Genomic DNA, 22,328 nt, shown 5'->3' with positions numbered 1-22,328 from the left:
ACCGGCTAGACCGACACCAGCACCACGAGATCCACTGCCACGAGCAGCGCGCATCCCAGCAGCAGACCGGCCAGCAGCCGTGCGCGGAGCCTGCGGTACACCGCCTCGTACTCGCCGCGCAGTTCCCGCCCGCGCCGCGCCGTGCGCTGCCACGAGGCCCGGGCGAGGGCGAGGTGCTCGGCGGCGAACAGCCGCTCCACCTCCTCCCGTTCGGCCTCCGGCAGCCCCTCGAGCCGGGCGGCGAAACGCGCGGCGGCCGCACGGGCCTCCTCGTGCGCGGCGGCGGCGAGCAGATGACCCTCGACCTCGTTGTGGAACGCGCGCAGATCCAGGTCCACGGGCAGACCTTCCATCGCGGTCATCGCAGCGTCAGCTCCCGCTCCGCCGCCGCGACGTCCGCGTGGTGCAGGTCGAACGCCGGGGACTCGCTGCGGATCCGGGGGAGGGCGACGAAGTTGTGGCGGGGCGGCGGGCAGGACGTCGCCCACTCCAGGGAACGGCCGTAGCCCCACGGGTCGTCGGCCGTGACCCGCTCGCCGTACTTCGCCGTCTTCCAGACGTTGTAGAAGAACGGCAGCATCGACATGCCGAGCAGGAACGAGCTGATCGTCGACACCGTGTTGAGCGCCGTCAGGCCCTCCACCGCCAGATAGTCGGGGATCCGCCGCTGCATGCCCTGGGCGCCCAGCCAGTGCTGGACGAGGAACGTGCCGTGGAAGCCGATGAACAGCGTCCAGAAGGTGATCTTGCCGAGGCGCTCGTCCAGCATCTTGCCGGTGAACTTCGGCCACCAGAAGTGGAAGCCGGAGAACATCGCGAACACGACCGTCCCGAAGATGACGTAGTGGAAGTGCGCGACCACGAAGTACGAGTCGGAGACGTGGAAGTCGATCGGCGGCGAGGCCAGCAGCACGCCCGTGAGCCCGCCGAACACGAACGTGATGAGGAAGCCGGTCGCCCACAGCATGGGCGTCTCGAACGAGAGACTTCCGCGCCACATGGTGCCGATCCAGTTGAAGAACTTCACACCGGTCGGGACCGCGATCAGGAAGGTCATGAAGGAGAAGAACGGCAGCAGCACACCGCCGGTGACGTACATGTGGTGCGCCCACACCGTCACGGACAGACCCGCGATCGCGATGGTCGCGCCGATCAGACCCGAGTAACCGAACATCGGCTTGCGGGAGAAGACCGGGATGACCTCGGAGATGATCCCGAAGAACGGCAGCGCGATGATGTACACCTCTGGATGGCCGAGAACCAGAAGAGGTGCTGCCACAGCAACGCGCCGCCGTTGGCGGAGTCGAAGATGTGGGCACCGAACTTGCGGTCCGCCTCCAGGGCGAACAGGGCCGCGGCCAGGACCGGGAAGGCCAGCAGGACCAGGACACCGGTCAGCAGCACGTTCCAGGTGAAGATCGGCATGCGGAACATCGTCATGCCGGGGGCGCGCATGCAGATGATCGTGGTGATGAAGTTGACCGAGCCGAGGATGGTGCCGAAGCCGGAGAAGGCCAGACCCATGATCCACATGTCGGCGCCGATGCCCGGGGAGCGGACCGCGTCCGACAGCGGGCTGTAGGCGAACCAGCCGAAGTCGGCCGCGCCCTGCGGCGTCAGGAAGCCCCCCACCGCGATGAGCGAGCCGAACAGGTACAGCCAGTAGGCGAACATGTTCAGCCGGGGGAACGCCACGTCCGGCGCGCCGATCTGCAGCGGCATGATCCAGTTCGCGAAGCCCGCGAACAGCGGCGTCGCGAACATCAGCAGCATGATCGTGCCGTGCATTGTGAACGCCTGGTTGAACTGCTCGTTCGACATGATCTGCAGACCGGGCCGGGCGAGCTCGGCGCGCATGAACAACGCCATCACGCCACCGATGACGAAGAACGCGAACGACGTCACCAGGTACAGCGTGCCGATCGTCTTGTGATCCGTGGTCGTCAGCCACTTCAGGTGCCTCATGCCCCGCCTGTGTCCGCGCCCCGCCCGGACGTCACACTTCCTTGACGCGACGAGAATCACGGAAACGGGTGTGACGATCGGGAACGTGCCGGACACGAACGGGACATGAGCAACGACGAGATCTTCGCCGCTGCCTATCGCGAGCACTACTGGGCGGTCAGCCGCTATGTCGCGCGGCGACTGGACGGGCGGGCCGGCGAGGTGGAGGAAGTGGTGGCGGAGGTGTTCACGGTCGCCTGGCGGCGCCGGGCCGACCTGCCTTCCTCCCCGCTGCCCTGGCTGTACGGCGTGGCACGCAACTGCCTGGCCAACGCGGTGCGCGGCCACGGACGCCGCCGCCGGCTCGTCGACCGGCTCGGCAACGACGACACCGCGCACGGACGGCACATCGCGGCAGGCCCCGAGACCGAGACCCCCGGCGCCTGGGTGCACGAGGCACTCGCCCGGCTCTCCGCGCCGGACCAGGAGGTGCTGCGCCTGACGGCGTGGGAGGAACTCGGCATCGAGGAGGTCGCGGTCGCCCTCGGCTGCGGCAAGCGGGCCGCCGCGATGCGGCTGCACCGGGCCCGTCGCCGCCTCAGAGCCGAGATAGACGGGATGCGGCCGTCGGATACATCGGATACAGCGGACATGGCGGACACGGGACACTCACTGCGAGAGGGGGACCGGCGATGACCGACGTCCTCTCCGCACGGGCGACCGCGCCTGGCGACGGCCCACGACCACAGCGCCCCACCGACGCAGCGAACGCGCGTGCTCTGCCCGCGGCCGGGGCGGATTGCGCCGCGTGCCTTCTGACCGGGGTCGCGGTCGGCCGCGCCGTGTCCGGCATCGGGATGGATAGCGCCGTGGGCGCTACGTCCAGGGCCACGGCTGGCCGCGCCGCACGTGCCGTGATCGGGGCCGGGGTCGGGTGCGACGGGTGTCTTCTGACCGGGACCGGGACCGGGGCCGGGGCCGGGATCAGTTGTGCCGCACGCGGCCCGTCCGGGACCGCGATCGGTTGCGACGCACGCGGCCCGTGCGGGCCCGTGGCCAGGCGCGCCGGACGCGCCTTGCCCTGCCGCGTGACCGGCCGTGTCGGACGCGCCTTGCCCTGCCGCGTGACCGGCCGCGTCGGATGCGCGTTGCCCTGCCGCATGACTGGCCGCGCCGGACGCCCCTTGACCTGGCCCGTGGCCAACCGCACCGGACGCGTCAAGTCCTGGACCACGGCCGGCCGCGCCGCGCGCGGCCTGACCACGCCCCCGACCGGCGGCGGTCGCGTCCATGCCCCGCGTCCCCTGCCCGCCGCCCACATGACCGCACCTAAGGATCACGGCCATGGCTGACGAACTCGAACTGCTGCGTGGCGCCAACCCGGTGCCGTCCGACGGTCCCCACTTCGGCGACGGTCCCCTGGACCACGGTGCCGAGCGGCGGCTGGAGCGGCTGCTGCGTGAGCGGCCGCCCGGCCGTCTGCGTGAGCGGCTGCTGCCCGGCACGGGCCGGCCCCGGCTCGCCTGGGGGCTCGTCGCCACGGCCGTCGTCGCCGCCCTCGCGCTGACCCTCGTACTGAGCGGCCCGAACACCACACCGGCGGTCGCCGCACCCCGTCCACTGGTGGTGCAGACCGGCTCCACACCCCTGCCCCTGGACCGGCTGGCCGAGCGTGCCGAACAGGCCGCCGCCGACGGCTCGCCCCGCCTGCGCAAGGGCACGCACGTGCAGTCCTGGAGCATGGGCATGTCGGACGACAAGCCCCCGATCACCCTCCCCGAGGAGCGGATCGTGCGCTGGCGGGCCGACGGAAGCCACACGGAACTGGTCGTGGCGACCGACCCGAGGCATCCAGGTCGCCCGGTCCTCTCAGGGGAGGGCGGCGAGCCGCACCTCGTCGAGGACGGGCACGTCCTGAGCGACCAGACCTATCCGCCGAGCTGGAGCGACGCCCCGCCGCAGTCCCCGCCGCCGCGCGATCCCGACCGGCTGCGCGCCTACCTGACGGAGGTCCAGTACACGGACGCTCCGCTGACCACGCCCCAACTGCTGGACGCCGTCGAAGTGCTGCTCGACACCTGGACCCTGGGCGCCCGGGAGACCGCGACGCTCGCCCGGCTCCTGGCGGGCACCGAGGGGCTGCGGCCCGTCGGCCAGGTGACCGACCGTCTCGGGCGACGCGGTCAGGCGTACGTGTACGACGGCACCGGCGCCCGCCGCATGCTGATCATGGACCCGGTCACCGGCGCCGTCCTCGGCCTGGAGACCACCTTCTCCACCGCCGAACCCGAGTACGGCGTAAAGAAGGGCGACGTGATGTCGTACAGCGCGTGGATGCGCTGATCACACCCCGGCCGCACGTCCTACTCGTCCCAGGCCTGGACCAGCGTCTGTTCGGCGATCTTGCCGTCCCGCAGCGAGAGCATGGACTCGGACAGGACGCGCACACCGTCCGCGTACTCACAGCTCTCGCTGTACGCGGCCTCGTCGCCCTGGATGACGCACCGCTCCAGCTTGTGCGACATGTCGCGGCTGTAGACGTCATCCAGCATCCGGCTGATCTCGTCCCGGCCGTGCAGGACCTTGGGGTGGCTGGGCTGGGTCGTGTGGTCGACGATGCGGAACTCCGCGTCGTCGGCGTAGAGCGAGAGCAGAAGATCCGGGCTCTGTCCCTCCACGCCCCGGCGCAGTGTCTCTCTGTCGAAGGCGGGGTCTGCCGCGGTTCCCATGATGACCTCCTTCGAAGGGCCGCGACCCGGTCGGAAGCGGGCCGCGAGGAGCCTCTCCTCCTGTCGAGCCTCCTCCCGTCCGGCGAGCTCGGCAAACGCAGGCAAACGCAGGCAACGCAGCCGGAGCGCTGGGCCTGACGGGTGAGGGGAGCCGCCCGCCCGTGTCCGCCGGGGACCCGCTGGCGTTGCGATAGGCATGATCTCAACACGACGTTTTGTCGCCGCCGTTGGTCTCGCCGCGGGTGTCACCGGCCTCGCCGCGCCGATGGCGAACGCGGCCGACGCGGAATCCCGGAGCCCGCTCAGCCCGGTGGCCACGCTGGACTCGCTGACCGTGAGCGACATCCCCGCCGAGCACAAGGACGAGATCCCGCGGCCCTCCTCGCAGCTGGCCGGGCTCAAGCGCCTCAATGACCTCAACCAGCTGAACCAGGTCGTCGGCCTGGTCTCCCCGGTCTTCGGTTTCGTTCCGAACGTCCGGCCCTGACGGCAGCGCGTGCGACGAGGGCCGCCCGGCTCGGGCGGCCCTCACGCATGCCCGGTGGCTCAGTCCGCCGTGGCCAGGAACTGGGTCGCCGCCAGCTCCGCGTAGAGCGGGTCGGCGGTCACGAGCTCGCGGTGCGTGCCGACCGCCCGGACCCGCCCGGCATCCATCACCACGATCCGGTCGGCCATCGTCACCGTGGACAGCCGGTGCGCCACCACCAGGACCGTCGTCGTACGGGCCACGTCCGCGACGGTGTCGCGCAGCGCCGCCTCGTTCACCGCGTCCAGCTGTGAGGTCGCCTCGTCGAGGAGCAGCAGCCGGGGGCGGCGCAGCAGGGCCCGGGCGATGGCGACCCGCTGCCGCTCACCACCCGACAGCTTGGTGCCACGGTGCCCGACGAGCGTGTCGAGGCCGGCGGGCAGCCGGGCGACCAGACCGTCGAGACGGGTCGTCTTCAGCACCCGCGCGACGGCGTCGTCGTCCGCCTCCGGATTGCCCAGCAGCAGGTTGTCCCGCAGGGAGCCCGACAGGACCGGCGCGTCCTGCTCCACGTAGCCGATCGCGGCGCGCAGCTGCGTCAGCTCCCAGTCGGCGAGGTCGCGCCCGTCGAAGGTGATCGTCCCGGTTTCCGGCTCGTAGAACCGCTCGATCAGCGAGAAGACGGTGGTCTTGCCGGCGCCCGACGGGCCCACGAACGCCGTCATGCCCTGCGCGGGCACGGCGAACGTCACGCCGTGGTGGACGTACGGCAGGTCGTCGGCGTAGCGGAAGCGGACGTCGTCGAAGGCGAGGGCGGCGGGCTGTGCGCCGGGGGAGGGGAGCGGGGCGGCGGCGGCCGTCGTCGGCTCGGCGGGCAGCCGCAGCGCCTCCTGGATGCGGGTGAGGGCCGCGGCGCCCGTCTGGTACTGCGTGACGGCGCCGACGACCTGCTGTATCGGCGACATCAGATAGAAGACGAACAGCAGGAACGCGACCAGCGTGCCCACGTCGATCGCGCCGGTCGCCACGCGCGCGCCACCCACCGCGAGCACCGTGATGAAGGCGATCTGCATGGCGAGCCCCGCCGTGTTGCCCGCGGCCGCCGACCACTTGGCCGCCCGCACGCTCTGCCGCCACGACTCCTGCGCCGCCTCGTGCAGCGTGCGTTCCTCCCGGTGCTCGGCACCGGACGCCTTCACCGTGCGCAGGGCGCCGAGGATCCGCTCCAGCGAGGCGCCCATGACACCCACCGCGTCCTGCGCCTGCCGGCTCGCCTTGTTGATGCGCGGCACGATCACGCCGAGGATCACGCCCGCGCCCACGATCACGGCCAGCGTGACGCCCAGCAGCACGGGCTCCACCAGGCCCATCATCACCACCGTCGCGACGAGTGTGAGTCCGCCCGTGCCCAGCCCGACCAGCGAGTCGGTGGTGACCGCGCGCAGCAGGGTGGTGTCCGAGGTGATGCGGGCCATCAGGTCGCCGGGTTCGCTGCGGTCCACGGCCGGGATCCGCAGCCGCAGCAGATACGACGACAGGGCGCGCCGCGCACCGAGCACCACCGACTCGGCGGTGCGCTGCAACACGTACGAACCCAGCGCGCCGACCGCCGCGTTGGTCACGACCAGGGCCGACATCGCCAGCAGCGCCCCGGTGATCGCCCGGTCGTGGGCCAGATCGTCGATCAGGCCCCGCGCCACGAGCGGCAGCATCAGCCCGGTCGCCCCGGTGACCAGCGAGAGCACGGCACCGGCGATCAGGGAACGGCGGTGCGGCCGTACGTAGCCGAGGAGCAGCCGCCAGGCGGGTGTCCCGGTCTCGGTCTCTGCGATGCTCACGTCGCTCCTTCGGCGTCGGGCGGAGCTGTCAGGTTACGGGGCCCGCCGGGTGCGGTGCCCCGCGTTTTCGGGCAGCGCGTGAGCTGGTGTTACGGCGCCGCGGGTGGCCGATCCGCATCCCTTACCGATCAGTCGCGCGTAGGGTCGGAAAAGAAGGCATCCGGGCCGACGAAGGAGTCAGCATGGCGCAGGAAGTACGCGGTGTGATCGCACCGGGCAAGGACGAGCCGGTACGGATCGAGACCATCGTCGTGCCCGATCCCGGCCCGGGGGAGGCGGTCGTGCGCGTCCAGGCCTGCGGGGTGTGCCACACCGACCTGCACTACAAGCAGGGCGGCATCAGCGACGACTTCCCCTTCCTGCTCGGCCACGAGGCCGCGGGCGTGGTCGAGGCGGTCGGCGACGGCGTCACCGACGTCGAGCCCGGTGACTTCGTGATCCTCAACTGGCGTGCGGTGTGCGGGAAATGCCGCGCCTGTCTGCGCGGGCGGCCCTGGTACTGCTTCGACACCCACAACGCCGGGCAGAAGATGACCCTCACCGACGGCACCGAGTTGTCCCCGGCCCTCGGTATCGGCGCCTTCGCCGAGAAGACGCTGGTCGCGGCCGGGCAGTGCACCAAGGTCGACCCGGCGGTCGCCCCCCAGGTGGCCGGACTGCTCGGCTGCGGCGTCATGGCCGGCATCGGCGCCGCGATCAACACCGGGAACGTCGGCCGGGGCGACACGGTCGCCGTCATCGGCTGCGGAGGCGTCGGCGACGCCGCCATCGCCGGCTCGCACCTCGCCGGAGCGGCGAAGATCATCGCCGTCGACATCGACGACCGCAAGCTGGAGACCGCCCGGACCATGGGCGCCACCCACACCGTCAACTCCCGCGAGACCGACCCGGTCGAGGCGATCCGCGACCTCACCGGCGGCTTCGGCGCCGACGTCGTCATCGAGGCCGTAGGCCGCCCGGAGACGTACAAGCAGGCCTTCTACGCCCGCGACCTCGCCGGCACGGTCGTCCTGGTGGGCGTGCCCACCCCAGAGATGAAGCTGGAACTGCCGCTGCTGGATGTGTTCGGCCGGGGCGGGGCGCTGAAGTCCTCCTGGTACGGCGACTGCCTGCCCTCCCGCGACTTCCCGATGCTGATCGACCTGCACCTGCAAGGGCGCCTGGACCTCGGGGCGTTCGTCACCGAGACCATCCAGCTCGACGAGGTGGAGAAGGCGTTCGAGCGGATGCACCACGGCGACGTGCTGCGCTCGGTGGTGATGCTGTGATGGCCCCGCGCGTCGAACACCTCGTCACCTCCGGGCAGTTCAGCCTCGACGGCGGCACCTGGGACGTCGACAACAACGTCTGGATCGTCGGCGACGACCACGAGGCGATCGTCATCGACGCCGCCCACGACGCCGACGCCATCGCCGCGGCCGTGGGAGACCGCCGGCTCACGGCCATCGTGTGCACCCACGCCCACAACGACCACATCGACGCCGCCCCCGCCCTCGCCGAGCGCACCGGGGCCACCATCTGGCTGCACCGCGACGACCTGCCGCTGTGGCAGCAGACCCACCCGGACCGCGAGCCCGACGCCTGGCTGGTCGACGGCCAGGTGATCGAGGCCGGCGGCGCCGACCTGCGGGTCCTGCACACCCCGGGGCACGCGCCCGGCGCGGTGTGCCTGTACGACCCCGGGCTCGCCACCGTCTTCACCGGGGACACCCTCTTCCAGGGCGGCCCCGGCGCCACCGGCCGGTCCTTCTCGCACTTCCCGACGATCATCGACTCGATCCGTGACCGCCTCCTCACGCTGCCGCCCGGGACGAAGGTCCTCACCGGCCACGGAGACTCCACGACGATCGGCGCGGAGGCCCCGCACCTCCAGGAGTGGATCACCCGCGGCCACTGATCGCGTGTCGCCCGCAAAAGGCGACAGAAGATGTCCGGCTTACCCGTCACCCTGGAAGCGACAAGCAGCCACGGTCACGGGAGGTCGGACATGTCAGCTCCGTTGCAGGGCAAGGTCGCACTGGTCGCCGGTGCGACCCGGGGCGCCGGACGAGGCATGGCGGTGGAGCTAGGCGCGGCAGGCGCCACCGTCTACGTCACCGGCCGCAGCACCCGCGCCCGCCGCTCGGAGTACGACCGGCCCGAGACCATCGAGGACACCGCCGACCTGGTCACCGAGGCCGGCGGGCAGGGCATCGCCGTACCCACCGACCACCTCGACCCGGCGCAGGTCCGCGCCCTCGTGGACCGCATCGCCGAGGAACAGGGCCGCCTCGACGTCCTGGTCAACGACATCTGGGGCGGCGAGAAGCTCTTCGAGTGGGAGTCCCCGCTCTGGGAGCACGACCTCGACAACGGCCTGCGCCTGCTCAGACTCGCGGTCGAGACGCACGCCATCACCAGCCACCACGCCCTGCCCCTGCTGCTGCGCAACCCCGGCGGCCTGGTCGTCGAGGTCACCGACGGCACCGCCGACTACAACGCCGACAACTACCGCGTGAACTTCTTCTACGACCTCGCCAAGTCGTCCGTCCTGCGCATGGCCTTCGCCCTCGGCCACGAACTCGGCCCGCGCGGCGCCACCGCCGTCGCCCTCACCCCCGGCTGGCTGCGCTCGGAGATGATGCTCGACATCTATGGGGTACGGGAGGACAACTGGCGCGACGCCCTGGAGCGCGTCCCCCACTTCGCCATCTCGGAGACCCCGCGCTACGTCGGCCGGGCGGTGGTCGCGCTCGCCGCCGACCCCGACGTGGCGCGCTGGAACGGCCGCTCCCTCTCCAGCGGCGGCCTGGCCCAGGAGTACGGCTTCACCGACCTCGACGGCAGCCGCCCGGACGCCTGGCGCTACCTGGTCGAGGTGCAGGACGCGGGCAAGCCGGCCGACACGACCGGCTACCGCTGACGGACCGCCGGGGCAGTACGGTCGGCGCATGACGGACACCAGGCGCTTCGAGGGATACGGGGTTCTCATCACCGGCGGGGCGCGCGGCATCGGCGCCGCCACCGCCCGCCGGTTCGCCGGTGAGGGCGCGCGGGTCCTGATCGCCGACCGCGACCCGGACGAGGCCGCGCGGACCGCGGCGGCGCTGCGGGACGAGGGCCTGACCGTCGAGGGGCGCGGGTGCGACGTGGCCGACCGGGGCGCGGTCGAGGCGGCCGTCGCCCACGCCGCCGACACCTTCGGTTCGCTCGACGTGCTGGTCAACAGCGCCGCCCACTGCTCACCCGACACCCCCCGTTTCGAGGACGAACCGGACGAGTCGTGGGCGCGTGACCTCGACGTCACCCTGACCGGCGCGTACCGCTGCTGCCGTGCCGCCCTGCCGCACCTGGCGGCCTCCGGCTGCGGCGCCGTCGTCTCCATCGGCTCGGTCAACGGCCTCCAGGACTTCGGCAACCACGCCTACAGCGCGGCCAAGGCCGGCCTGGTCTCCCTGACCCGCACCCTCGCCGGGCACGCCGCGGCGCGCGGCGTCCGAGTCAACCTCGTGGCACCGGGCACCGTGCGCACCACCGCCTGGGAGGGCCGCGACCAGGACCTCGAAGCGGTACGGCGGCTCTACCCCCTGGGCCGGGTCGGCGAACCGGAGGACATCGCAGCGGCCGTCGCCTTCCTCGCCTCGCCCGACGCCGCGTGGATCACCGGCACCACGCTGGTCGTCGACGGCGGTCTCACCGCCGTGAACACGGGCTTCCGCGACGCGCTGCGGAACTGACCCGCTCCCGCCGACCGCGCGGTGAGGTATGTCACCGTTTCGTCGCAGGCTGTCAGCCCGCACAACCGAACCCCCCGTGCGTCCGTCTAGCAGGCAGGGATCAGCAGACCATGCGACCACTTCCGCGAAAGGGCAGGACCAACCATGGGGGACGTACGCAGACGGGGCGCCGTCGCACTCGGGATCACCGCACTGGTGGCACCGCTCACGCTCGCACTCGGTGCCAGTCCGGCCGCGGCCGCGAGCTGCACCACCAAGACCGGCCCGTACCAGAAGCAGGTGGAGAAGTTCCTCGGCCGCCCGGTCGACGGCAAGCAGTCCGCCGCCGACTGCAAGGCGATCCAGGCCTTCCAGACCAAGCACGGCATCTCCCCGAACGCGGGCTACGCCGGACCCGTCACCTGGGGTGTGATGGACCTGATGCAGAAGCAGAAGGCCGTCGGGACGAACCCCAACAAGGACGGCAAGTGCCCGGTGAACAAGGGCCGGATCGCCTGCGTGAACCTGAGCCTCCAGCTGAGCTGGATCCAGGACGGCAAGAAGCTCGTCTACGGCCCCGTCCCGGTCCGCACCGGCCGCAACGGCTACGAGACCCGCACCGGCCTGAAGAAGATCTACTGGCGCAACATCGACCACGTCTCGTCCATCTACGACGTGCCGATGCCCTACGCCCAGTTCTTCGACGGCGGCCAGGCCTTCCACTCGGTCGGCGTCAGCATGTGGAACCCGCCGGGCTCGCACGGCTGCGTCAACATGACCAAGACCGACGCGAAGAAGTACTGGTCGCTGCTGAAGAAGAACGACGACGTCTTCGTGTACGGCCGTAAGCCGGGCACCTGATCCGGGCACCCGGCTCGGACCCGCCCCTTACTGCGGCGCGTCCCCGAAGTCCGGGATCTCCAGCCGTACCCCGCCCTGCCGCGCGGACTCGTGCGCGATGATGCCCGGCAGGGTGTAGCGGGCGGCCACCCACGCGTTCACCGACGGCAGGGTGCGCGTGTTGACGGCGGTCACGAAGTCGTCCACCAGGAAGTGGTGGCTGCCCTCGTGGCCGTTGTGGAGGTGGTCGAACTCCCTCGGCAGCCGCGCACGGTCGTGCACGGGAGCCGACCCGGAGGTGAACGCGGCCCGCAGCTCGGGCGCGATGTGCTGGAGCGACGGGTCGTCGGGCGCCATGGTGGGCTTGGGCTCCAGCAGTTCGCTGATGTCCTTCACGCCCTGCTTGTCCTGCCACAGGGCGACCGTGGCGAGCTGCTCCATGCTCGCCTCGGTACCGAAGAAGCGGAAACGCGACTCCCGTATGTGCGAGGGGTAGCCGACCCGCCGGAACTCGTTCGTACGGAACGAGCCCCCGCCCGCCACCTCGAACAGCGCCGTGGCGTTGGAGAAGTCGTTGTCGAACTGGCTGACCTCCTTGTCGAAGACACCGTCGCCCCGGTCGTCGACGACACCGATCGCCGACACGCTGACCGCGTGCGTCCGCCAGGCGCCCAGCACCCCGCCGACCGCGTGCGTCGGGTACAGCAGCGGGGGATAGCTGGCGGTGGCCTTCCAGTTCTCGCCGCCGCTGTACTGGTAGGCCTCGTAGAAGCCCAGGTCCATGTCGTGGACGTAGTCGCCCTCGGCGTAGAACAGCCGCCCGAAGGCGCCCTCGGCGATCTGGTTGCGGGCGTGGACCGTCGCCGGGTTGTACTCGCTGGTCTCGCCCATCATGTACGTCAGCCCGGTCGCCTTGACCGTGTCGATGATCGCGGCGATCTCCTCCGTGCTGATCGCCATGGGGACCGCGGAGTACACGTGCTTGCCGGCGTTGAGACCCTGGAGCACCAGCGGCCCGTGCGTCCAGCGCTGGGTGAAGATCGCGACGGCGTCGACGTCCTCCGATTCCAGCATGGCCTGGTACGACGGGAAGGTGCCCGTCAGCCCCTGGGCGGAGGCGAGTTGCTCGGCCCGCTCGGGCAGCAGGTCGGTGACGTGGACGGCGCTGACGCCGGGGTGGGCCTGGAACAGCGTGGCGAACTGGCCCGAGAACTGTCCGGCGCCGACGATGCCGATGGAGAACGTCATGTAAGGCGTGCCCTTCACTGGTCGTGGGATCACTGCGGTCGTGGGGTCACTGCGAGAGGATCAGGTTGATCTGCTCGTTGGTCTGGTCGAGGCTGCTGACCGGCTTGCCGTTGCCGTAGATGTCCTCCATCGCCGGTGACATCAGCGCCGTCATGTCCGCCGAGTAGCTGGCGATCGGGTAGGAGAAGGTCCGGAAGTTCTTCTTGTCGGCCACGGGCTTCGTGAACGACGAGACGTCGATGCCCTTCTTCCGGTACGCGGCGACGGCGGCCTCGGTCCCGGCCGGGGTGGCGGGGAACACGACGCCGTAACCGCCGACGACCTTCTGGCACTTGTCCGAGGCCAGGTACGCCACCCACTTCTTGGCGCCCGCCTTGTTCTTGGAGGCCTTGGTGACGGAGTCGGCGAGGCCGTTCATCATGGTGGCTCGCTTGCCGGTCGGGCCGACCGGCGTCAGGGCGGTCTTGATGTCCCGGCCCTTGAAGCCGGCGTACGAGGAGATCATCCAGGCCCCGTCGAACGCGGTGGCGGCCTTGCCCGCCGCGACCTGGGTGTTCGCCTGGTTGGACTGGACGTTGTAGTCGGACAGCGGCGGCATGTAACCCTTCCTCGCCAGGCCGAAGTACCACTCGACGACCGACTGGAAGGTCTTGCTGTCGTACTGGTACTTCGTTCCCCAGCGCGGCTTGTCCAGGTAACTCCACCCGGCGGAGGCCGCGAAGTTGCTCCACTGGGTCTGGCCGTCGCCGAACCCGCCGCCGTTGCTGGCCATGCCGTAGACCTTGACGTTGTTCTTGTCGAAGCCCGGCTCGTCGCCCCGCTTGCCGTTCCTGTCGATCGTGAGGTGGGCGATGGCCTTCTCGAAGGTGCCGCCGTCCTCGGGGTTCCAGGCGAGGCTGTTTCAGCTGCTCGGCGGTGAGGCCCGCGTCCTTCGTCATCTTCGAGTTGTAGAACAGCGCGACGGTGTCCCAGTCCTTGGGGGCGCCGTAGCGGTGGCCGTCCTTCCCGATCCAGTTGGCGGCGAGGCCCGGCTGGTAGTCGGCGTTCTCGATGCCGAGGTCGTCGAGCGGTTCGAGGACCTTCAGGTCGGCGTACTGGCCGAAGTTCTGGATGTGGTCGGTGAACACGTCCGGCTGGGTGCCGGCGATGAACCCGGCGGTGAGCTTGGTCCAGTAGTCGCTCCAGCCCAACTGGGTGATCTTGACGTTGAGTCCGGGGTTCTCCTTCTCGAACCCCTTCGCGCAGGCCTGGTAGGCGGGCAGCTGGTTGGCGTCCCACAGCCAGTACGTGACCGTGTTCGCGGAGGATCCGGCGGCACCGCCCTGTGCGCATCCGCTGACCAGGGACAGCGTCAGCGCTCCGGTCGCCGCTACGAGCGTACGCAGTCGAATTCGCATCACAGTCCCCTTACTTGATCCCGGTGAAGCCGATGGAGCTGACGATGCGGCGCGCGAAGCAGGCGAACAGCACCAGCATCGGCAGCGCGGCGATCAGCGTCGCCGCCATGAGCCCGGACCAGTCGACGCCGGTCGCCGGGGTCTGCGCCCGGAAGATCGCCAGCGCCACGGTCAGCACCCGCGAGCCGTCGCTGTAGGAGACCATCAGCGGCCAGAAGTAGTCGTTCCAGGAGGTGATGTACGTCAGCACGCCCAGCGTGACGATCGGCGTGGACGCCATCGGCAGCACCACCCGGAAGAAGATCTTGATCTTCCCGGCGCCGTCCAGCAGCGCGGCTTCCTCCACCTCCTGCGGGATGTTCATGAAGAACTGCCGAAGGAAGAACACCGCGAACGGCGTCATGAACATGGTGGGCAGCGCGATGCCCAGGAGCGTGTCCACCAGGTGAAGCTGCTTGATGAGCACGAAGTTCGGCAGCAGCGTGAAGATGGTGGGCACCATCATCCCGGCGAGGAACAGGCCGAACACCTTGTCCCTCCCGCGCCAGCGCAGCCGTGAGAAGGCGTACGCGGCCATCGCGGAGAAGAAGAGCTGACATCCGGTGATCAGGGTGGAGACCAGCACCGAGTTGAGCAGATAGCGCCAGAAGTCGAGCCCGCCGCCGGCCCCGCCCTGTTTGACGGCCTCCTCGGCCGACTGCATGCCCAGGGCGCGTTCGAAGCCGCTGGTGGTGAGGTCCACGGGCAGGGGGTTGGTCGGATCGGCGTTGAGCCCCGCGTTCGTGGACAGCGCGGTGCGCAGGATCCAGTAGAACGGCAGCAGGGTGATGAGGACGATCAGCCCCATCACGGTCCAGGCGGCGGCCCGCCCGAAGGGGAACCTGCGCCGGACCGGTCGCAGGGTCGTCGACGTCGTTGTCGTCACGGCAGCCATACCGGTGTCTCCTTTCCGTCAGCCGAGGTCGGTCCGGCCGGCCCGGGTGAGCCGGTACTGGAGGACGGTGATCGCGCTCAGCACGACCAGCAGGGCGACGGACATGGCCGAGGCGTAGCCGAACTGGAAGCGCCCGAAGGCCGAGCCGTAGATGTAGTACTGGAGCACGTTGGTCGCGTTCGCCGGACCGCCCGCGGTGGTCACGGCCACGGTGTCGAACACCTGGAACGACCCGATCACCGTCATGATCAGCACGACGGCGAGCACCGGCCGCAGCAGCGGCATGGTGATCCGCCAGAACATCCGCCACTCGCTCGCGCCGTCCACCCGGGCCGCCTCGTACATGTCGCCCGGGATCGCCTGGAGACCGGCGAACAGCAGCAGCGCGGTGTACCCGACGTGTCGCCACACGTTGATGAGCGCGATCGTCGGGATCGCCCAGGTCTCGTCGGCGAGGAACGGGATGCGGTCGGCGCCGAGGGCGCTGATGATCTCGTTGCCGATGCCGAGCTGGGTGTCGAGGATCCAGAGCCAGACCAGACCGGCGACGACGTTCGACATCAGGTACGGCGTGAGCACGATGCCGCGCAGCATCGCCGACTGGGTCAGCCGCTGCAGGAGGACGGCCATGGCGAGCGCCGCGACCGTCTGCACGCCGATGTTGATGACGACGTACTCGACGGTGACCGCCAACGAGTCCCAGAAGATGGGGTCGTTGACCATGCGGACGTAGTTGTCCAGGCCCACCCACTCGGCCGGTGTCAGCAGGTTGAAGCGGGTGAAGCTCAGGTAGATGCCCCGGAGTGTCGGCCAGAGCAGGAAGACGACGAAGCCGAGCAGCGCCGGCGCGATGAAGAGCGCGGCCAGCCGTCCGTCACCCCGGTTCTCGCCCATCTCGGCCCGTCGGGTCCTGGGCTTGTTGTGGGCCTCCGCCGCGCCGCCCACGGGCAGACGCGACGGAGGGCTGCTGGAGGCGATGGTCATCGGGAGACTCCCTCGCTGCGGCGGCTCGTCCTCTGGCGGGACTTACTTTTGGTGCGAAACAATTGCTGCGTCAAGAGGGGTGCAAACATCTTTTCGCAGGAACCATCATCGACTTAGAGTGGTCATGTTGGTTTCAGTGCGAAAGAAAAGGGTGAGGGGAGCGGACCTACATGACCGCAGGCATCGCCAGCTGGCCGCCGCTGAGCCCGGGGGAGCGCTCGGTGGCCATCGAGGTGCTCGTGCACGGACCGCTGTCGCGCACCGAACTCGCCCGCAGGCTGGGACTGTCGGCCGGCAGCCTCACCCGGCTGACCAAGCCGCTGATCGAATCCGGCCTGCTGGTCGAGGTGGCCGAGGCGGGCGTGCCGGCGGAGGCGCGCCAGGGCCGCCCCTCGACACCGCTGGACGTCGTCGCCGACTCCTGGTCCTTCCTCGGCTTCAAGATCACCGAGGACATGGTCTACGGCGTCGTCACCACGCTCAGAAGTGACATCGTCGCCCGCCACGACCGCCCGCTCACCACCCACGACCCCGCCGAAGTCGCCGACGTACTCGGGGAGATGACCGCCGAGCTGATCCGCGACCACCCCCGGCTCGCCGGGATCGGCATCGGCGTCGGGGGTTTCGTCCAGGATCGCGCCGTCGTCGGGGAATCGCCCTTCCTGCTGTGGCGGGACGTGCCCCTGGCCGAGCTCGTCGAGGAGCGCACCGGGCTGCCCGTGGTCGTGGAGAACGACGTCGCCGCCCTGGTCGAGGCCGAGACCTGGTTCGGTGCCGGTCGCGGCCTGGACCGCTTCGTCGTCCTCACCATCGGCGCCGGAATCGGCTACGGGCTCGTCCTGGGCGGCAAGCGGGTGGCCTACGCCGAGGAGGACCGCGGCTTCGGCCGGCACTGGATCGTCGACCCCAACGGGCCGCTCACCCCGGACGGCCGGCGCGGCAGTGCCGTCTCACTGCTGACCATCCCCAACATCCGCTACCAGGTCCAGGCCGCCACCGGCCGCGACCGGACCTACGAGGAGATCCTCGCGGCGGCCGCCGCCGGGGACCCGATGCCCGCCCGGGTCGTCGACGAGGCGGCCCGGGCGCTGGGCACGCTCGTCGCGCAGATCTCCAACTTCGTGATGCCGCAGAAGATCCTGCTCGCGGGGGAGGGGGTCGGGCTGATGGACGTGGCCGGCAAGACGGTCGAGGACACCGTCCGCGACAACCGGCATCCCCTGGCCGCCCCGGTCGAACTGGAGACGAAGGTGTCCGATTTTCACGACTGGGCGCGCGGCGCGGCCGTGCTGGCCATCAAGGTGCTGGTGCTGGGATCGGGCGAAGCGTGAACAGGCTCACGTTTACTGGGAGATGGACGTGATCAGCAACACTGTCCGGAATGACCGTTTACCTCACGATTACTCACATCGTCTTCACCTGTGGCGACGTATGCTTCACAGCATGTCCACCACTGTTGAATCCTCTTCCCAGCGAACGGCTGACGAGGTCAACGAGGAGATCCGGGCCCTGTGGCGCCGGTCGGGCGGGACACTGAGTGTCGAGCAGCGCGAGGAGTATCAGCGGCTCGTCCTGGAGTGGGCCGCCGCGGCCCCGCAGTCCGCGCCCGCGGCCTGAGCGTCAGGCTGCTGACGCATCGGACCCTCGTCCTGGGGCACCCCTGATCCAATGGGTGCCCTTCTCGCACTTTCGTCGGCCGTCGTCTACGGCATCGTCGACTTCGCCGGCGGCCTGCTGTCCCGGCACATCCACCACGCCGCCGTCACCTTCCTCGGCCAGCTCGGCGGGCTACTGCTCGCCTGCGCCGTCGCGCTCCTCATACCCGCCGACGCCGTCCACACCGCCGACCTGCTGTGGGGCGCGCTGTCCGGCGTCGGCAGCGGCGTCGCCATGCGGTTCCTCAACCGGGGCCTGAGCCGCGGCGCCATGAGCGTCGTGGTGCCCGTGAGCGCCGTCACCGGAGTCGCGCTGTCCGTGCTGTGCGGGGTGCTCGTCCTCGGCGACCGTCCGGGGGTCGTGGCCTGGCTGGGCATCGCTGTGACCGTCCCCGCGCTGTGGTTCGTCTCCGGAGGTGGAGGCGGAGGCGGCGCGGGCAAGGGGACGGCCGACGGACTCCTCGCCAGCGCGGGCGTGGCCGTGCAGTACCTCGCCCTCGGGCAGGCGGCCTCCGCGAGCGGGCTGTGGCCCGTCGCCGCGGGCCGTGTCGCCGCGGTCCTCGTCCTCCTGCCGGATGCCGCCCGCCACGCCCGCCGGCTGAAGCTGCCGCCGGGCCGCTGCGTCCAGGCCCTCCTCATCGGGGCCGGCGCGGCCCTCGGCCTCGTGCTGTATCTGCTCGCCGCGCAGCGCCAGTTGCTCGCCATCGCCGTGGTCCTCGCGTCCCTCTACCCCGCCCTGCCCGTCGTCCTCGGCCTCGCCCTCCTGCACGAACGGATCAGCCGGCGCCAGGCGCTGGGGCTGCTGGGAGCGGGGGCGGCGACGGTACTGCTCACGCTGGGCTGAGCACGACACCCTCCGACGTGCGGCCGCACGCACGCGCATCAGCCCCAAGTAGCCGAGTAGTGCTGCCGATACGCCTTGCGGTCCTGCTCCGCGCGGATCCACCGGGTCGCCACCAGGGCGACGAGGCTGCCCGCGATGACGAGCAGGCCGGGGCCGACGTTGCGCGGGTCGGTGAGGCGGCTCAGCAGGCCCGACACGTCCTCGCCCGACACCGGCGCCGACGAGCCGGGCGAGGCGGCGCCCTGCGAGGCCGACGGCGCGGGGGAGGCGCCGGTGCCGGCACCGGCCTGCTTGGCCACGATCAGTTTGACGCCCAGCTCGGTCAGCGCCTGCGTCACCGGCTGGAAGAACGTCGTACCGCCCGCAGCGCAGTCCCCGCTGCCGCCCGACGTCACACCGAGCGCGACGCCGTCGGCGAACATCGGGCCGCCGCTGTCACCGGGTTCGGCGCACACGTTCGTCTCGATGAGGCCGGTGACCGTGCCCTCGGGGTAGTTGACCGTCGCGTTCAGCGCCGTCACCTCCCCCTCGCGCAGCCCGCTCGTGCTGCCGCTGCGGAAGATCTTCTGCCCGACCTCCGCATCGGCCACGCCCGTGATCCGCACACCCTTGCCGTCACCGACCGCCACGACGTCCGCACCCTCGCCCGCGCGGCCGCTGTCGTACTTCACCAGGGAGTAGTCGTCGCCCGGGAAGCTCCCCTTGAGCGACGAGCCGACCTGCTCCCGGCCCCGGTCGTCGGCGAACCAGACGGAACCGTCGGGCCCGCAGTGCCCGGCCGTGAGGATGTAGTCGGTCGTCCCGTCGGTCACGTTGAAGCCCGCCGAACAGCGCCCGGCGGTCGACAGGATCGGCTGCGCGCCGTTGACCCGCGTCGTGAACGTACCCTCGGTGCGCTCCATGCGTACGAAGCCGCCGATGCCCTCCGCGACGTCGGTCAGCCGCGACCAGTCGGAGGCGGAGACGGTGCTGTCGCCCCGGACCACCACCTCGTTGCTCTTGTAGTCCAGGGCCCAGGCGGTACCGGGCACCCGCGGCGCCGAACGCAGCGTCTTCGTGGCCGACTTGAGGTCGCTCATGCTGTGGCGCACCATCTTCGCCCGCGCACCGGCGCGCTCGACCTCGTCGGCCGCCTTCTCGTCCGTGACCGCGACGACCGGCCGGCCCGCGGCGTCGACCCAGCTGCCCGCCGTGCGGGAGGTGCCGAGACGGGACACGAGATCGGTGCCCATGCTCGTGGCCGGCCGCGCGGAGTACGGGACGCCGATCGACGGGTCGGGGGGCTCGCTCGCCACGGCGCGTGTGACCATCGTTCCTCCGAGGAGGAGTCCGCCGACGGCCGCCAGCCGTGTCACTCGCCGGACGACCCGTCGTCGTGCGTGCCTCATGCATGGCTCCCGAACCCGAACATCACGGTGTGAACACCGCGGGGCACTCCTTGAGTTGAGTGCCCTCTTCCCATACGGGGCGCAGCCGTGCCGTGTTCAGCGCACGCGTGATCTCTTCACCGCCGGCCGGCGGCGGGAACGGTCGGACCCAGGTCCGCCGGGGCGGCGAGCAGGGCCCGGCTGCGCACGTCGCCCCAGACCGAGGCCGGGTCGACGTAGGGCCGCAGCAGGGCGGTGAGGACGGGGTCCCCGCGTCCGTTGAGCTCGTCGGAGGCGATCTTGCGGGCGATCCCGGCGAGGAAGTCCGCCACCTGCACGCGCGTGTCCTCGCGCGCGACGACCAGCCGCAGCCCGGCCAGGCCGACCCCCGCCTGCCGGGCCGTCTCCTCGAGCCAGGCGATGCGGTCCGGCGTCAGCATGTTCTGCCGGTCGTGCACCAGACGGACCGGCCGCCCGTCGCCGCTCCACAGCGCGGCCGTCCGGACGATCGCCGGAAGCAGCGGGTTGAGGACCGGGATGAGGGGCGGCCCGTCCAGGAACCCCGCCCGATAGGACACCGCGCGGTCCCGGGTCGCGGCCAGCCGCTCCAGGATCGCTGCCGCGTCCGAGTCCGGCCGGGCCCGCCGCAGGGCGTCGACCGTGCCGTAGAAGACCTCGACGGGAGCGCCCGGCTCGCCGTTGTTACGGACCCGCAGCAGCTGGTTGGCCGCCTCCAGGAACGCCCGCCAACCGTCCTCCCCGAAAGCCCGGCGGCCCTCGCGGAACAGGGCGACGGCCGCGCCCGGGTCGCCCAGCAGCAGCCCGACGGCCCGGTCCACCACGAAGTAGGACTTCTCCATCAGATGCACCCGCGCCCGCCCGTGGATCGGCCCGTCGGGCGCGAGCAGCCACTCCAGCACCGCGCGGTGCTTCTCCCGCAGCAGGTGGTTCGCCTTGTACTCCTCGGCCGGCGAGCGGATCCGGTCCCGGATCTCCCGCACGGCCGCCGCTGCCGTCGCCATGGACAGCGACACGCTGGCGTGCGCGAACACGTCCGTGTTCCCGCCGGTGAGGTTCTCGCCGTCCGACCCGGACTCGTCGCAGGCGATCTCCAGGAAGGGGCCTTCGGCCCCTCCCCGCTCCCCGTCCTCACGATTCCCGCTCACTGCACAGCCCCCTATCGTGTGCCCATGACCAGGATCCCGCACGAGACGTCCGGTGAACCGAATCCCTTGCAGGCTCTCACTCTCGACCATCTCCGCCGCCGTACGAGCATGAAGTGGCGCACCTATCCGGAGGACGTGCTGCCGGTCTGGGTGGCCGAGATGGACGTGCCGCTCGCCGAACCCGTCGTACGCGCCGTCACCGACGCGCTCCGTCTCGGCGACACCGGCTACCCCGCCGGCACGGCGTACGCGGAGGCGCTGGCCGCGTTCGCCGAGAAGCGGTGGAACTGGGACGGGCTCGCCGTGGAGCGCACCGCGGTCGTGCCCGACGTCATGCTGGGCGTGGTCGAGATGCTCAAGCTGGTCACCGGGCACGGGGACGCGGTGGTCGTGAACCCGCCGGTGTACCCGCCGTTCTACCAGTTCGTCGAGCACATGGACCGGCGTGTGGTCCAGGCCCCGCTCGGCGCGGACGGGCGCATCGACCTGGGCGTCCTGGAGGAGACCTTCCGTCAGGTGGCCGCGGGTGGAGCACGGGCCGCCTACCTGCTGTGCAGCCCCCACAACCCGACCGGCACCGTGCACACGGCCGAGGAGCTGTCCGCCGTCGCCGCACTCGCCGAGCGGTACGGCGTCCGCGTCGTCGCCGACGAGATCCACGCGCCGCTCGAGGTCGGCCGCACCGCCTTCGTGCCGTACCTCAGCGTGCCCGGCGCCGAGCGCGGGCTGTCGCTGATGTCCGCCTCGAAGGCGTGGAACCTGGCCGGGCTCAAGGCCGCCCTCGCCATCGCCGGGCCCGGGGCCGGCGCCGACCTGGCCCGGATGCCCGAGGAGGTCGGGCACGGCCCGAGCCACATCGGCGTCATCGCCCACACCGCCGCCCTGCGCGACGGCGTCACCTGGCTGGACGCCCTGCTGTCCGGCCTCGACGCCAACCGGCGGCTGCTCGCGGACCTGCTGGCCGAGCACCTGCCCGAGATCCGCTACCGCCCGGGCGACGCCACCTACCTGGCCTGGCTCGACTGCCGTGCCCTCGGCCTCGGCGACGACCCGGCGGACGCCTTCCTGCACCGCGGCCGGGTGGCCCTCAACTCCGGCCTTCCCTTCGGTACGGGCGGCGCCGGGCACGTCCGCTTCAACCTGGCGACCTCGCCCGAGGTGATCGGGGAGGCGGTGCGGAGAATGGCCGCCGCGCTGCACTGAAAGCCGGGGGCACGCCGC

The 22,328-nt window shown here is 71.0% G+C and carries 20 protein-coding genes and 2 pseudogenes; 12 read left to right on the top strand and 10 right to left on the bottom strand.

What is annotated here, in order from left to right; genetic code table 11:
• Positions 1–5 precede the first annotated feature (5 nt).
• Positions 6–362, bottom strand: coding sequence for a hypothetical protein (locus ACZ3I3_RS14920; protein ID WP_467365123.1), 357 nt, complete (start codon positions 360–362; stop codon positions 6–8).
• Positions 359–1,965 (bottom strand): annotated as a pseudogene (ctaD, locus tag ACZ3I3_RS14915) (aa3-type cytochrome oxidase subunit I). Before ctaD ends, ACZ3I3_RS14920 begins: the two are co-directional and overlap by 4 nt.
• A 105-nt stretch (positions 1,966–2,070) precedes the next feature.
• Here ctaD and ACZ3I3_RS14910 point away from each other — a divergent pair.
• Together ACZ3I3_RS14910 and ACZ3I3_RS14905 are read left to right on the top strand one after the other, a co-directional pair.
• Complete coding sequence (locus tag ACZ3I3_RS14910) at positions 2,071–2,640, top strand: RNA polymerase sigma factor (protein ID WP_467365121.1); 570 nt, start codon at positions 2,071–2,073, stop codon at positions 2,638–2,640.
• Between the two features lie 648 nt (positions 2,641–3,288).
• Complete coding sequence (locus tag ACZ3I3_RS14905; RefSeq protein WP_467365119.1) at positions 3,289–4,287, top strand: CU044_5270 family protein; 999 nt, start codon at positions 3,289–3,291, stop codon at positions 4,285–4,287.
• A gap of 20 nt (positions 4,288–4,307) precedes the next feature.
• Here the strand turns inward: ACZ3I3_RS14905 and ACZ3I3_RS14900 are convergent, their stop codons facing one another.
• On the bottom strand, positions 4,308–4,673 hold the full coding sequence (locus ACZ3I3_RS14900) for a nuclear transport factor 2 family protein (protein WP_467365117.1): 366 nt from the start codon (positions 4,671–4,673) through the stop codon (positions 4,308–4,310).
• Positions 4,674–4,869: 196 nt separating this feature from the next.
• Here ACZ3I3_RS14900 and ACZ3I3_RS14895 point away from each other — a divergent pair, with 196 nt between their 5' ends.
• On the top strand, positions 4,870–5,160 hold the full coding sequence (locus tag ACZ3I3_RS14895; protein WP_356042483.1) for a hypothetical protein: 291 nt from the start codon (positions 4,870–4,872) through the stop codon (positions 5,158–5,160).
• A gap of 59 nt (positions 5,161–5,219) precedes the next feature.
• Here the strand turns inward: ACZ3I3_RS14895 and ACZ3I3_RS14890 are convergent, their stop codons facing one another.
• Positions 5,220–6,977, bottom strand: a complete 1,758-nt coding sequence (locus tag ACZ3I3_RS14890) for an ABC transporter ATP-binding protein (RefSeq protein ID WP_467365115.1) — start codon at positions 6,975–6,977, stop codon at positions 5,220–5,222.
• Between the two features lie 182 nt (positions 6,978–7,159).
• Here ACZ3I3_RS14890 and ACZ3I3_RS14885 point away from each other — a divergent pair, with 182 nt between their 5' ends.
• From ACZ3I3_RS14885 to ACZ3I3_RS14865, 5 genes are all read left to right on the top strand, one after another.
• Positions 7,160–8,245 carry an S-(hydroxymethyl)mycothiol dehydrogenase gene (locus ACZ3I3_RS14885; RefSeq protein WP_467365113.1) on the top strand — a complete coding sequence of 362 codons (1,086 nt, stop codon included), beginning with the start codon at positions 7,160–7,162 and terminating at the stop codon, positions 8,243–8,245.
• Positions 8,245–8,874, top strand: coding sequence for an MBL fold metallo-hydrolase (locus tag ACZ3I3_RS14880; RefSeq protein ID WP_467365111.1), 630 nt, complete (start codon positions 8,245–8,247; stop codon positions 8,872–8,874). The genes ACZ3I3_RS14885 and ACZ3I3_RS14880 overlap by 1 nt, the downstream gene beginning before the upstream one ends.
• 90 nt (positions 8,875–8,964) lie before the next feature.
• On the top strand, positions 8,965–9,879 hold the full coding sequence (locus ACZ3I3_RS14875; protein WP_467365109.1) for an SDR family oxidoreductase: 915 nt from the start codon (positions 8,965–8,967) through the stop codon (positions 9,877–9,879).
• A gap of 28 nt (positions 9,880–9,907) precedes the next feature.
• On the top strand, positions 9,908–10,693 hold the full coding sequence (locus ACZ3I3_RS14870; RefSeq protein ID WP_467365107.1) for an SDR family NAD(P)-dependent oxidoreductase: 786 nt from the start codon (positions 9,908–9,910) through the stop codon (positions 10,691–10,693).
• 144 nt (positions 10,694–10,837) lie between these two features.
• On the top strand, positions 10,838–11,533 hold the full coding sequence (locus ACZ3I3_RS14865; protein ID WP_467365106.1) for a L,D-transpeptidase family protein: 696 nt from the start codon (positions 10,838–10,840) through the stop codon (positions 11,531–11,533).
• Between the two features lie 27 nt (positions 11,534–11,560).
• Here ACZ3I3_RS14865 and ACZ3I3_RS14860 read toward each other — a convergent pair whose 3' ends face one another.
• The 4 genes and pseudogenes from ACZ3I3_RS14860 to ACZ3I3_RS14845 form a co-directional block, all read right to left on the bottom strand.
• Positions 11,561–12,760, bottom strand: a complete 1,200-nt coding sequence (locus tag ACZ3I3_RS14860) for a Gfo/Idh/MocA family protein (protein ID WP_467365104.1) — start codon at positions 12,758–12,760, stop codon at positions 11,561–11,563.
• Between the two features lie 46 nt (positions 12,761–12,806).
• Positions 12,807–14,157, bottom strand: a pseudogene (locus tag ACZ3I3_RS14855) (ABC transporter substrate-binding protein).
• A 10-nt stretch (positions 14,158–14,167) separates the two neighbouring features.
• Positions 14,168–15,091, bottom strand: a complete 924-nt coding sequence (locus ACZ3I3_RS14850) for a carbohydrate ABC transporter permease (RefSeq protein WP_467365102.1) — start codon at positions 15,089–15,091, stop codon at positions 14,168–14,170.
• A gap of 18 nt (positions 15,092–15,109) precedes the next feature.
• Complete coding sequence (locus ACZ3I3_RS14845) at positions 15,110–16,075, bottom strand: carbohydrate ABC transporter permease (protein ID WP_467365100.1); 966 nt, start codon at positions 16,073–16,075, stop codon at positions 15,110–15,112.
• A gap of 170 nt (positions 16,076–16,245) precedes the next feature.
• Between ACZ3I3_RS14845 and ACZ3I3_RS14840 the strand changes: the two genes are divergently transcribed.
• The 3 genes from ACZ3I3_RS14840 to ACZ3I3_RS14830 all read left to right on the top strand — a co-directional run bounded on the left by ACZ3I3_RS14840 (position 16,246) and on the right by ACZ3I3_RS14830 (position 18,574).
• On the top strand, positions 16,246–17,406 hold the full coding sequence (locus ACZ3I3_RS14840) for an ROK family protein (RefSeq protein WP_467365098.1): 1,161 nt from the start codon (positions 16,246–16,248) through the stop codon (positions 17,404–17,406).
• A gap of 100 nt (positions 17,407–17,506) precedes the next feature.
• A complete protein-coding gene (locus ACZ3I3_RS14835) occupies positions 17,507–17,692 on the top strand; it encodes a hypothetical protein (protein ID WP_037667954.1) in 186 nt (61 codons plus the stop codon).
• 51 nt (positions 17,693–17,743) lie between these two features.
• Positions 17,744–18,574, top strand: a complete 831-nt coding sequence (locus ACZ3I3_RS14830; RefSeq protein ID WP_467365096.1) for an EamA family transporter — start codon at positions 17,744–17,746, stop codon at positions 18,572–18,574.
• Between the two features lie 38 nt (positions 18,575–18,612).
• Here ACZ3I3_RS14830 and ACZ3I3_RS14825 read toward each other — a convergent pair whose 3' ends face one another.
• Both ACZ3I3_RS14825 and ACZ3I3_RS14820 read right to left on the bottom strand, forming a co-directional pair.
• Positions 18,613–19,962: a S1 family peptidase gene (locus ACZ3I3_RS14825; protein ID WP_467365094.1), complete on the bottom strand. Its 1,350-nt coding sequence runs from the start codon at positions 19,960–19,962 to the stop codon at positions 18,613–18,615.
• 116 nt (positions 19,963–20,078) lie between these two features.
• Positions 20,079–21,107 carry a hypothetical protein gene (locus ACZ3I3_RS14820; protein WP_467365092.1) on the bottom strand — a complete coding sequence of 343 codons (1,029 nt, stop codon included), beginning with the start codon at positions 21,105–21,107 and terminating at the stop codon, positions 20,079–20,081.
• 24 nt (positions 21,108–21,131) lie between these two features.
• Between ACZ3I3_RS14820 and ACZ3I3_RS14815 the strand changes: the two genes are divergently transcribed.
• Positions 21,132–22,310: a MalY/PatB family protein gene (locus tag ACZ3I3_RS14815; protein ID WP_467365091.1), complete on the top strand. Its 1,179-nt coding sequence runs from the start codon at positions 21,132–21,134 to the stop codon at positions 22,308–22,310.
• Positions 22,311–22,328: the final 18 nt, after the last annotated feature.

The sequence above is a fragment of the Streptomyces sp. NPDC016851 genome (assembly GCF_055562795.1).
Note: the sequence above shows the minus strand (reverse complement) of the source record. Positions and strands in the feature narration are given on the sequence as shown.